We start from the raw sequence: 12,414 nt of genomic DNA, 5'->3' as shown, positions 1-12,414 counted from the left end.
CTCATGTACAGATTTTTTCTGTAGCGGACGACATAGATAAATAAAAATTATTCAAAATATTTCTCAATAAATTCGGTGTCGACTTCAATTTTTCAGAGGTCTTGGCTGCATTAACTCCGTTTTAACCTCCCCACAAATTACCTTTAGCAAGTCAGTGCGCGCTACCTCATGTACGCGCTGTATATGCATGCGGTATTGCGTATTTTTAAAAAATTTAATTTTTTAATTTCTATGTTGGTTAGCGCACAGAAGCCATATGTACAACTCCGTAAGCTCCGTTCTCATGCGTTGCCGTGAAATTTTCTCTGGTTGTTTATAGGAAGAATTTTTAAATTTCTCCGTCATCAATATCTTTATTTTTTCAATGTTTTCTAATTCGTTTTCTAACTACTTTATACTCAGGGTCTTATATGCATAAATTTAATAAAATCGCGCTCGCAGCCAGCTTATTGTGCGGAGTAGTATCCAGCAGCATGGCACAGCGTGCGCCAGAAAATTATGACTACAATCCATCTTGGTATGTCGCACCTAGTTTGGGTGTATTAGACGCAGATACGCACTATGGCGTGACAGGACATGGTCAAGCTGCTGCAATACGTTTTGGTAAAGCGATCTCCCAAGATTGGGATTTGCAATTTGGTACTAGCTACGGACGTAAGCGTGAAAACGGTACACGTTATCAACAAAATACATTAGGCGTCGATGCGATGTATATGTTTTCGCGTAAGAGTTTCCGCCCATTTGTCTTGATCGGCGGCGGCGCTCAATATGACAAAATCAACACGCCACTTGGCGAACGTGATGCGACTTCTCCTTACATCAACGCAGGTGCTGGTTTTCAATATGGCTTTACCGACCAGTTAGCAATGCAAGCTGATATCCGTCGTGTACATGGTTTTATCCGTGGTGATGATTTAGGATTTAGTCATTCGAATAATAATTATTTGAATGTCGGTCTGGTCTATACATTTGACAAGCCAGTGCAGCGTGCTGCCCGTGTAGAGCCCGCTCCGGAGCCAATGCCAATTACAGAAACAATGCCAGCACCAGTGCCGCCAACACCTGCGCCACCGCCACCACGTTTTGAAAAAGTCACATTGTCTGCAACAGAATTATTCGGTTTTGACAGCGCAAAACTAGGTATGCCACAACCGAAATTAGATGAAATTGCTAACGTGTTAAACAACAATACGCAAATCAATGATGTCGTCGTCAGCGGGTATAGCGATCGTATCGGTTCGCCTAAATACAATCTGAAATTGTCACAACGTCGTGCAGATGTCGTCAAAGCCTATTTGATCGATAAAGGTGTTGCTGCTACACGTTTAACAGCGCAAGGTAAGGGCGAAACAAATCCAGTCGTGCAGTGTACTGAAAAGAATAAGGCCGCTTTAATTACTTGCCTGGAACCAAATCGCCGCGTAGAAGTAGAGCAAATTACTGTTGAACGTCGCGTTCAGTAATGTTTTGCTAGCCCATATATAAAATATGCGGTGAGAATATAGTTAGATTATTTCTGATTTATTTCAGATAGGTAAAACGGCTAGAACAAAACATTGTTCTAGCCGTTTTACTTTGTAAAAATTTTTATGGTTTTGTAATTTTAGTTATGACTGTATCTAAACTCAGGTCACGCAAGCTACCAAAACACAGCGCATACTGACGGGTAAATTCTGCACCTAATAAAAATATTTGCGCTGAATAATAAACCCACAGCAATAATGCAATCATCGATCCGGCAGCACCAAAACTATTTGCTATGCCGCTGTTCCCGATATACACACCGATGCCATATTTGCCGATAGTGAATAATCCTGCGGTACCAGCGGCACCAATCCAGACATCGCGCCAGGATAATTTTACCTGCGGCAGCATTTTAAAAATCACTGCAAAAAGTGAGGCAATAACACCAAACCCAATTAATGAGGACAATGGCATTAAAACTACCGCAACATCGATTTGCAAGGCATCCCAATAATGCTCTAAAAATACCAGCACCGCACTGACAACCAGCGATACCAGCATCAAAAATGCCAGCACTAATATCAGACCAAACGATAATAAGCGCGTACGTATCACTACCCAAATACTAGATTGACGTGTTTTTGGTACTTGCCAAATTTCGTCCAGACTTTCTTTCAATTCTGCAAAAACGCTGGTCGCACCAATCAATAACAATACGCTGGCAATGATGGTCGCCATACGCCCATCCTCCGGGTTACGTGCACCAGCCAACAGCATCTGAATCGTCTCGGCACTATTGTGACCTACCAGGCCTTGCAGCTGACTAAATATCTCGCCCTGAGCCGCTTGTTTGCCATAAAAGAAGCCTGCAATTGCCAACACCAATACCAAAATCGGCGCCATAGAAAACAAGGTGTAAAACGCCAAGGCGGCACCTTTACTTGCCGCTCTATGGTTTATCCATTCTTTTATAGAAAGAAAAATGACTTTAATCATTTTTTTGATCAAGGAGGAATTGGGATTTACTAATTGATTATAAGTTTGCTCGGACATGTTCTCAAATTGTTTCATTTTTTGGATTTTTTGATGATGCTTTAATTTAGTTGGAATATGTTTATTTTCATAAAAAAATTAAAAATTTGTGTGCGTTAGCGAACAGAGTATCAACATGGCTAAAGGCATGATTAAGTCACCAGTGGGGCTGAATTTTAATGATCTGAATAAGATCAAAACCATTAACAAGACCAGCCTCTCTAAAGCACGGATGGACGTCATTTATAGATAGTGCTCCATTGTGCTGATCGATTTACGTACTCATAAAATCAAAGGACATGTCATGAAAAAATTATCCACAGGACTATATTGGGGTGCAACCGGCGCACTGTTAATCTTACTGGCTGGGTGCAATAAGCCAACCGATGTTGCCGGTAGTTCAGCACCGGATATCTCTGTCGGTACGCAAGTTGACGATACTGTTGTCAGCGCCAAAGTGTCTTCTGCTTTATTAGCTGACAATGAGGTAAAAGCGTATGACATTAAAGTAGCTACTCGTAAAGGCGAGACAATGTTAAGCGGCTTTGTTGATAGTCAAAGTCAGATTGATCACAGCGTTGCGATTGCGAAAAATGTAGAAGGTGTTAAGTCTGTCGATAATAAATTAATGCTGAAAGAATCAAGAACCATCGGCAATAAAATTGACGATGGCGTTATCACCGCAAAAGTGAAATCTGCCTTGATCGCTGATGCCTCTATTAAAAGTTTAGATATTGCCGTGATCACTAGCAAAGGTGACGTTCAACTCAGTGGTTTTGTCGATAGCGATACACAAATTGTGCGTGCAACCGAAGTAGCCAAAACGATTGAAGGCGTACAAAAAGTAACTAATCAGATGAGTATAAAAAAGTAATTTGATTAGGTAATCAGTTATCGTGCCAGGCGGATGCCAGAGAACTGCCAACAAGTATGCGCAGGGAAAAAATTACGATAACTAGCTCTGAGGTGGTTTATTGGTGTAGCACATGAGCCACCTCGCAATACATATTGATTGACCATAAATTTACCGTTGTACTCACCAACGGCATCTGTTTTTGCGCGAAAGCCAGGGTAGGGAGCATAACTTGATTGTGTCCATTCCCATACATCACCAAACATCTGCTTTAGCTCATGCGCAGACAACGGATTGTGAAGATCCTGATCGGGCATAGGATGAAATAATCCGCTGTCAGAAAAATAGCCTTTTAACGGCAAGTTCTCAGCGGCATTCTCCCATTCAGCCTCCGTCGGTAGTCGTGCGTCTGCCCAACGAGCATACGCATCGGCTTCAAAATAAGATATATGTACGACGGGTTGATCAGGATTAAGTGGAACTAGTCCGTTCAAGGTGAATTCATTCCAAGCATTACTTTCTTGCACCCAATATAAAGGGTGATGGCGATCTTGTGCTTTAAGCCAATCCCATCCTTCTGATAACCAATATTGCGCTTGCTGATAACCACCCTCAGCAATAAATTGAGCGTATTCGCTATTGGTCACTAAACGTGAAGCCAGTTGATACGCTTGTAAATAAACCTGATGTCGTGGTGTCTCGTTATCAAAGAAAAATTCCGTATTTTCTAACTTATTTTCTGAGCTATTACGACCTATTTCAACAAGTCCAGCATCAAAATTACACCATACTAAATCCTGTGTGGCTTTTGGCAATTTAGTCGGTAATTTATTCGGTAGTTCAGCTGACTTGGAGGTATTTTTATAACCAGGGAATAAAGGGTTGAGTGAGAGTAAATATTTAATATCGGTTAGCATCAATTCTTGATGTTGTTGCTCATGATGCAGTCCCAGTTCTATCATTTGCAATAGGGCTTGGTTATCGATATTGGACACTAATAATGCTTGAATCCGTTGATCGACATTAGCGCGATAATCGATGACTTCATCCAAGCTGGGGCGAGTTAGCATACCGCGTTGCGAACGAGGATGCTTGTCACCGATGGCGTTGTAATAGGAATTAAACAGAACACGAAAGGCTGGATGATAGGGCGTAAATTTTAGCTCCCAAGGCTCTAACACAAAGGTTTCAAAAAACCAGGTGGTATGCGCCAGATGCCATTTAATTGGACTAGCGTCCGGCATAGGCTGCACGCAACAATCTTCTGCTGAGAGTGGTGCAGCCAGAGACATCGTTTGATTACGGATTGAGGTGTAATTATGATGTGAATTGGTAGATATCATTGGCCGGACGATTAGTGGTTGAACTGATTGAATTGATGGAATATAAATTGTATTGACGAATTAGCAGAAATTTTAAATTTTTTTACAGTGATTTTTGATGAAAATTTTAAGGTCTGGCCAGCATCACGGCGAATAAATTATTCTCATCAGTCCACATCTGAGAATGTTTAAATCCGCCTTGCGCCAAAAGATCTATAAATGCTTCGGGTGTATATTTGTAGCTGTTCTCTGTATGGATTTTCTCACCGGTTTTAAAATGACGGTTACCGCCACGCCACGATACTTGAGTGTCCTCGATTGCCTCCAGATGCATTTCAATACGTGACTCGTCCATATTGAAAAGTGCAAGATGTCGCCATTGATTCAGCTTGAAATCACTTGCGATAAGACGATTGATATGATTTAACACATTGAGATTAAATGCCACCGTAATGCCTGCTGCATCGTCATAGGCAGCTTCCAGAATTGCACTATTTTTTCTTAAATCGACACCAATCAATAATGCGCCGTCGACATCAATCAATGTTCGGATACGGGTTAGCAAAGCCAATGCGTCTGGTCGATCAAAATTGCCAATAGACGATCCTGGATAAAATACTAAGCGTTTTCCCATAGGTAAATCGTCTGGTAATGCTACGTCAGAGGTAAGATCAGCTACTACTGGACGGATATCAATTTCTGGGAACTCTTGTCGCAAATTACGGACTGAGTCGACCAAGAAATCGGATGCAATATCAACGGCAATAAATCTGGCAGGATGAATAGATCGGAACAAATGACGAACTTTTTCGCAACTGCCGGCACCTAATTCAATAATAGTCCGGTCTTTTCCAACGGCTTGTGCGATTTGTTCGCTACAGCTGGCCATGATGGATTGCTCTGTTCTCGTCAGATAATATTCAGGCAAACGCGTAATCGCTTCAAACAGTTCGCAGCCTTTTGTGTCATAAAAATATTTTGGTGAAATCTGTGCAGATGGCTGACTTAGCCCCTCTATGATTTCGATACGTTGCAGATTTTCTATATCAGACATGGCGGTTTTAAGATTCATGTTTTTTAGAACCCTGTTTTAAGAGCCACATTTTAGCTTCGTTTTTTTCTCACGCATCGTCATAAATTCTTCAGCCGCTGTCGGGTGAATGCCGATTGTTTTATCAAAGTCTGCTTTGGTTGCTCCCATGCGGATTGCGACTGCGAGTCCCTGGATAATTTCTGGCGCATCGGGACCGATCATGTGTGCGCCCAGTATTTTTTGGGTATTGGTATCGACAATAAGCTTCATCAATGTTCGCTCATGATTACCGGATAAGGTATTTTTTAGTGGTTTGAAGTTACTACTGTAGACATCGATTTCTTCATATTGATCGAGCGCGTCTAATTCACCTAGGCCAACAGTTCCCACAGGAGGCTGACTGAATACGGCAGAAGGAACAATACTGAAATCGGGTAAGCTTGGAGTCGGGCCAAACAACGAGTTCGCCAACGCAGCGCCCTCGCGAATTGCCACAGGAGTAAGGGCAATGCCATTGGTCACGTCGCCAACTGCAAAAATATGTGGGACGCTGGTACGCGACGTATGATCAACGCGCACGCCGCCCGCTATGACATCGACACCAATCTTCTCTAAATGCAGATTGTCAATTTGTGGAATTCGGCCAGTCGCATACATGACAGTATCGAACATAAGATGGCCGTGATCACCTTTGTCCATATTGACCTTGATTAGTCCATCGTCTTGCTTAATCAATTCGCTTACTGTGCTATTAAGTACAATCGTGATTCCCTTTTTACGCATTTCCTCTTGCAGATGTAAGCCAAGATCGGGATCAAAACCACGTAGTATCTGCTCGCCTCGATAAGACAGAGTCACCTCTGCACCAAGCGCGTTAAAAATACCTGCAAATTCGACCGCGATATAACCTCCGCCGACAATTAAAACTTTCTTTGGTAGCTCGGCCAGTTCAAAAGCTTCGTCCGAGGTAATGGCATATTCAATTCCAGGGATTGATGGACGGTAAGGTCTGCCACCAGTTGCGATCAAAATATATTTTGCACGGATACGCTGACCATTCACCTCAACAGTATGATCGTCAACAAAATGCGCACGACCGTTTAGCACACTCACACCAGAATTATTTAACAAGTCCTGATAAATCCGACTAAGACGATCAATTTCTTTGTCCTTAGCGGTAATTAATTTTTTCCAGGAAAAAGTTGGCTTAGAAATTGTCCAGCCGTAGCCCTCTGCATCGGAGAAATCATCAGCGAAATGTGAGGCATAAACTAAGAGTTTCTTGGGAACGCAACCTCGGATAACGCAGGTGCCACCGTAACGGTCGCTTTCTGCAATTGCGACTTTCACGCCATGACTTGCTGCGACACGTGCGGCCCGAACACCGCCGGAACCGCCACCAATCACAAAAAAGTCAAAGTCAAAATCAACATTGCTCATGGAATTCCTTTCGTCTTAAAACGGATTTGAACGATCCATACAGTAGTTGATTTCACTATCAGCCATTATTCTTGGATCAGTCAGGAGAAAATCTTGGCAATAACAAGGAAGTCTATTTTTAAAACGGAAAATGCGCACGTCACATCCAGCAAACAACCTGTGAGCGTTTATTTGCATATGCTTATTCCGGGATGATTATAAACGGCTTAGATTAATGTCACATGACAAGAGAATATTCTCGAAGAGATCGAGAATATTTTTGAGGAGTGTTGAATAGATTGTCGTCAATCAATCACGGCGTGGCAGCATCCTGATCAGAGTATTATCCTTAATAATATAATGATGAAATAGGGCAGCTAAGGCATGTAGTCCAATCAAAAAATATCCTATTGTTGCGGCTGTTTCATGCACTTCCTTGATTAACCCTGCTGTCGATTTATTTTCTCCAATTAACATTGGTATTTGCAAACCGAAAAATGGGACTGTTTTCCCTTTCGCACTGAGTATCAGCCATCCTGCGATTGGCATGCCTATCATTAGGACGTAGAGCGCAATCTTCATTAATTTGGCGAGCATTTTTTGCCAATTGGCTGGCTCAGGAGTAATTATCGGTGCTGTCTGAATCGCTTGAATTATGACGCGCACCAATGCAAACAACAAGACCGACATACCTAGCATATAGTGCCAGGTCTTCATCGCGTCCCGCTCTTGACTTCCTTTCGGGAATATATCGCGCAGTTCCATACAGGCGTACACGGCCACAATCAAGATCAACATAAACCAGTGCAGTCCAATCGACAGCGAACCGTAGTTCGAATTGTTATTGCGTAATTTCATACATACTCTTTTTTAGTAGGTTAAAAATATTCAAAGATAAATTTGATTTTTGAATCAAACTCCTCTGGGAGAGAGAAATTTGGTTGCAACGACGAACAAGGTCAACAGCATATTGACACTGATCAGCATCAGCAATAAAACACTGGATGGTGGGGACAAAAAATGGAATAACTGACTCATAAAGGGTACAAATAGGGCTAGTCCCAGCATGGTTACTCCTGAGGCGATCACCCACCATAATGCAGGATTGGGTAACTTTAATGAGGCGAAAAAAGGTAATGATGAGGATCGGTTGATCAAGATCAACCAAATGTCACCAACAATCATTGCTGAAAAAGTTAAAGCTCTGGCTTGCTCAGTATGAAGTCCTAATTGCGTAGATCCCATATAAACTGCTACTAAGATAAGTAACAAAAAAACGCCTTGCTGTAGCCCCATCATGAACAACGGCCTATCGAATATTTTCGCCTTTGTAGAGCGTGGAGGGCGGTTCATTACATTCGCTTCCTCTTGCTCCGCCTCAAATACAATCGAACAGGTTGGATTAATCATCAATTCAAAAAAAACGATATGTACCGGCAACCAGATCAAGGGCCATCCCATCATTACGGCCAGTATCGACATGCCTGCTATCGGGATATGTGCGGCAATGACAAATACGACGGCTTTCCGTACATTATCAAAAATCCGGCGCCCTAAAGAAATCGCCGCCACAATAGAACTGAAATCGTCATCGAGTAACACCAAGGCGGATGCCTCTCGCGCGACATCCGTGCCTCGTCCGCCCATGGCGATACCGATATGAGCTGCCTTTAGCGCGGGTGCATCGTTCACGCCATCACCCGTCATGGCTACAATTTCTCCGATATTTTTTAATGCGACGACGAGCCTTAATTTTTGTTCTGGTTGTATTCGACAAAACACGTTGATTGAATTCGATGATTCGCTTTGTAAGCACTGCTCTAAGTCAATATCGCTCATCGTCTCTAATTCTGATCCTGTAATGGCGCCCGACGTAACGTCCAGTCCACTTTGCATTGCTATACTAAGTGCTGTCGCTGGATAGTCACCGGTAATCATAATCACACGAATGTCAGCAGCATGACATTCCGTAACAGCCTTCCTGACGCTAGGTCGCAGGGGATCAGCCAGAGCGATTAATCCGGTTAGCTGAAATTTAAAATCATGTTGAATTTCGGGCAGGTCGCCACGCCGGAAGCTTGCTTTGGCCACGGCGAGTACGCGTAGTCCTTGCTTTGCAACCTGATTAACCTGAATGTTAATCTGTTGCGTCGCGCTTTCCGATAGATGGCATAAATCAATGATTGCTTCAGGGGCACCTTTTGCTGCGATCACATAATCCACAAGATCAGGGGATTGCCACACGCGTGACATTGCAAGCAATTCAGGTGACAGAGGATAGTCCTCAATTAAGCTCCAATTTGCGTGTAGATGTTCGGTTCCACGCAGAGCGATTTTTCCAGCTTCGTTAATAGCTTTCTCCATCGGATCAAATGGATTTCTATGACTCGATAGGATGGCAAATTCCAAAGTTTCATGGAACTTCTCTGGAAACTGTTCTGGTTTCAAGGACTGTATGTCATTAAATTGCTGTACTAGATCTTGTTCGTCAGTCCCTTGTGCAGGAAGAATGATCTGGGACAAAGCCATGCGATTTTCAGTCAAGGTGCCAGTTTTATCGACGCACAGAACAGTCGTCGCACCTAGCATCTCAATTGCAGAAATACGTCGTGCTAAGACACGCTTCTTTGCGATACGCCAAGAGCCGATCCCTAGAAAAATCGTCAGAATCAAAGGTAATTCTGCGGGCAATAATGACATTGCTAAGGTCAATCCCGCTAAAATTCCGGTCATCCAGTCGTTGCGGGAGATGCCATACCATGCCATCAAAAAGAGAACCAGAGCGATGCTCGATAATGCGATGACTTTGACAGCGTGCTGAGTCTCAGTTTGGATTCGACTTGGCTCAGTTTCCAATGTAAATAAGGCATTGCCCACACGTCCAAGCGCGGTATTGCCAGCAGTTGCCACTACTTGTGCCTTGCCGGTACCCTGCACCACCAAAGTTCCTGAGTAGATAGAGGGGTGATCATCGCCACCAGGCGCCAGCACGTCTTCGCTGAACGGCTCGCTCGCCAATTTTCTAACGGGAATAGATTCGCCACTTAACAGAGACTCATCAACGGTCAGACCTTGACTTTCGATAAGAAAGGCATCTGCCGGAATACGGTCACCTTCAACTAGTAAGATGATGTCTCCCGGAACAACATCTCGTCCTGGAACTCTCTGTTGTGTAGAGTTGCGTAAAACAAGTGCCTGTGGACTAGAAAGATCTCGCAACGCCTCAAGAGCACGTTCACTTTTTTTCTCTTGAGAAAAGCTCATTCCTATAATGATGAAGACGGATCCAAGCAAGATCGCGGCATCTTCTATATTACCCAAGACCAAATAGATAGCTCCACAGGCAATCAATAAAACAAACATGGGCTCGCTAACGATTGTCCACGCGATCGCTTGAAACGAGCGCGGCTTAGCTGACGGTAAATCGTTCCATCCATTTGTGCGCAATTTTTTTACTACATCATCGGTACTTAGGCCGCTAGTCGAATTGGTTGCGATAGCCATGAGTTTTCTTTCCTAACATTGATGCACCGCATAAGAGAGAGCATTCTTGATATAAAAAATGCGAATGAAAACACATCTTTAGGTAAGACCGGCTCGAACCCAGATTTTCTAGTAGTACATCTACAATTGTCTTTATAGCGTCGGCACGCAAATCACGATGGTGTTATTGCTCTCAACATCGTACGCTTTTAGGGACTCTATGAGGCGATAGCGATCCAGCCGAAAATCCAGATTCAATATAGTGTTGGGCTATATTTTGGTTTGCTCGGTACCGAACAAGCTTGATTGATGAGTCTGCATTATGAATCTTCATTGCGAAGATAATCGTGTCATAAAAAATCTGAGTAACGCTTGATCTAGCTCAAGTAACCTAGTGTTAGGAATTGGCATCCTAGGACAATTGGTCTAAGGTAAAGTCTAAGGCTGAATTGTGTTTGGAAGGCGAATGTGATGTTGGAATAGGTCGAACTATGATTTAGACAAAATACGCGGTGTCATTCATCTGTTTCGCAATTCAATAAAGTCAATTTAAAAAATTAAAACTCAGTTACACAGTAGTAGGCACTGCTAACACTGACTTCAAAACACCCGTTTTAAGTTACACATAATCTTTATTTCAATGTTAACAGTTCCTAATTTTAAATTAGAAGTACCAGCGATTTAAACTTTTGTGCTAACTACATTGCCGGTTGGTGTCACACCTTGCAGATTTTTTTCTATATTGGTTAGAAAACTGCTCAGAGTTGCGCTGCTACCTGATTGACCATCTGCCGCCAGTAAATTTGTGAAGCTTTGTTTAAGTGCGTCGATAGCAGAATTAGATGATCCTGATGTGCTTGTTCCTGTGCTGGTAGAGTCCGAGGTGTCAGTACTTGAGGAGGATAGTTGTTGTATCAGATTTTGTATGCCGCCTTCAAGCTTGCTGATCCCGCCGCCGCCATGATGATGATGTCCACCGCTACCAGAACCTGATATTGCGCTGCTGGGATCTGTGCCTGAGTCCGAGCTTGAGGACGATGTGCTTGAGCTTCCTGAGCTAGATTGTGATTGAAGCGCCGCAAATAAACTCTGTGCAAATGCAGCTAATGCCTGCTGTGGATCTTGTGCCGATGTTGCGTCCGAGGTGCTAGAAGTACTAGAGTTACCAGAAGTTGACGAAGTAGCTGATGTACCAGATGTGCCTGTGCTATCCGTAGTAGCGGTACCGCTGATGCCAAGCTGCGCTAGCGCTTGAGTCAGGGCGGATGCAAATTTGCCACCGCCACCACCGCGAACTCGTCCACCGTCTCCGTCACGATCGACGGTAGGCGTTGCGGAGTTGATTGCTGAGACATTGGATGTTTGTAAAGCTGAAAGAGGCGATATGTTTCCACCAATTGACGATATAGACATGATCTTTTCCTTTATTCAATAATTTATACGTGAGTAAATACATCGCTAAGCACGCCGTTTAATACAGCACCAAGAAGACCCTGGGGCATCTTGTATGTATATCGATTTTTACGGTGATTTAAATCGAAGAATAAGGGGGATTTTTCAATTGATTTGTATCTCTAAGTAGGGATTTAGTTACGTTTTCAAGTAAGTGTAACAATGTACTGTTTTAAGATAAATTCCGTTTGGATTTAATTTTTTATTGAAACATCTGTGAAGTCTTTCAAACACTTCGTGTTGGAAATTCGCTTTGTAGCATAACGATCTTCGTCACCACTTGGAGCAGATTTTCAAAAAATTCTTCAGGAGCATTTAGTGATGTCGGACTAAACGCTGACAATCGGGAGTTCAAG

At 43.0% G+C, this 12,414-nt stretch carries 9 protein-coding genes; 2 read left to right on the top strand and 7 right to left on the bottom strand.

Translation table 11 applies throughout. From position 1 onward, the window contains the following. The first annotated feature begins 410 nt into the window (after positions 1-410). On the top strand, positions 411-1,463 hold the full coding sequence (locus AAKU61_RS10675; protein WP_354332054.1) for an OmpA family protein: 1,053 nt from the start codon (positions 411-413) through the stop codon (positions 1,461-1,463). A gap of 124 nt (positions 1,464-1,587) precedes the next feature. Here the strand turns inward: AAKU61_RS10675 and AAKU61_RS10670 are convergent, their stop codons facing one another. Further along, entirely contained in the window at positions 1,588-2,460 is an 873-nt protein-coding gene (locus AAKU61_RS10670; protein WP_354332121.1) for a YihY/virulence factor BrkB family protein, read from the bottom strand. A 340-nt stretch (positions 2,461-2,800) separates the two neighbouring features. Here AAKU61_RS10670 and AAKU61_RS10665 point away from each other — a divergent pair, with 340 nt between their 5' ends. Then, positions 2,801-3,370, top strand: coding sequence for a BON domain-containing protein (locus AAKU61_RS10665; protein WP_354332053.1), 570 nt, complete (start codon positions 2,801-2,803; stop codon positions 3,368-3,370). Positions 3,371-3,387: 17 nt separating this feature from the next. Here AAKU61_RS10665 and egtB read toward each other — a convergent pair whose 3' ends face one another. From egtB to AAKU61_RS10635, 6 genes are all read right to left on the bottom strand, one after another. Then, entirely contained in the window at positions 3,388-4,692 is a 1,305-nt protein-coding gene (gene egtB / locus AAKU61_RS10660) for an ergothioneine biosynthesis protein EgtB (RefSeq protein WP_354332051.1), read from the bottom strand. A gap of 106 nt (positions 4,693-4,798) precedes the next feature. Further along, positions 4,799-5,743, bottom strand: a complete 945-nt coding sequence (gene egtD / locus AAKU61_RS10655) for an L-histidine N(alpha)-methyltransferase (protein ID WP_354332049.1) — start codon at positions 5,741-5,743, stop codon at positions 4,799-4,801. 18 nt (positions 5,744-5,761) lie between these two features. Beyond that, positions 5,762-7,144, bottom strand: a complete 1,383-nt coding sequence (gor, locus tag AAKU61_RS10650; RefSeq protein ID WP_354332048.1) for a glutathione-disulfide reductase — start codon at positions 7,142-7,144, stop codon at positions 5,762-5,764. 288 nt (positions 7,145-7,432) lie between these two features. After that, entirely contained in the window at positions 7,433-7,981 is a 549-nt protein-coding gene (locus AAKU61_RS10645) for a cytochrome b (protein WP_354332046.1), read from the bottom strand. Between the two features lie 54 nt (positions 7,982-8,035). Next, a complete protein-coding gene (locus AAKU61_RS10640) occupies positions 8,036-10,627 on the bottom strand; it encodes a cation-translocating P-type ATPase (protein ID WP_354332044.1) in 2,592 nt (863 codons plus the stop codon). A gap of 660 nt (positions 10,628-11,287) precedes the next feature. Next, complete coding sequence (locus tag AAKU61_RS10635; protein WP_354332042.1) at positions 11,288-12,019, bottom strand: hypothetical protein; 732 nt, start codon at positions 12,017-12,019, stop codon at positions 11,288-11,290. Positions 12,020-12,414 lie beyond the last annotated feature (395 nt).

The sequence above is a fragment of the Undibacterium sp. GrIS 1.2 genome (assembly GCF_040544435.1).
Lineage (GTDB): Bacteria > Pseudomonadota > Gammaproteobacteria > Burkholderiales > Burkholderiaceae_D > Undibacterium.
This window is presented reverse-complemented; position numbering and strand designations above follow the sequence as displayed.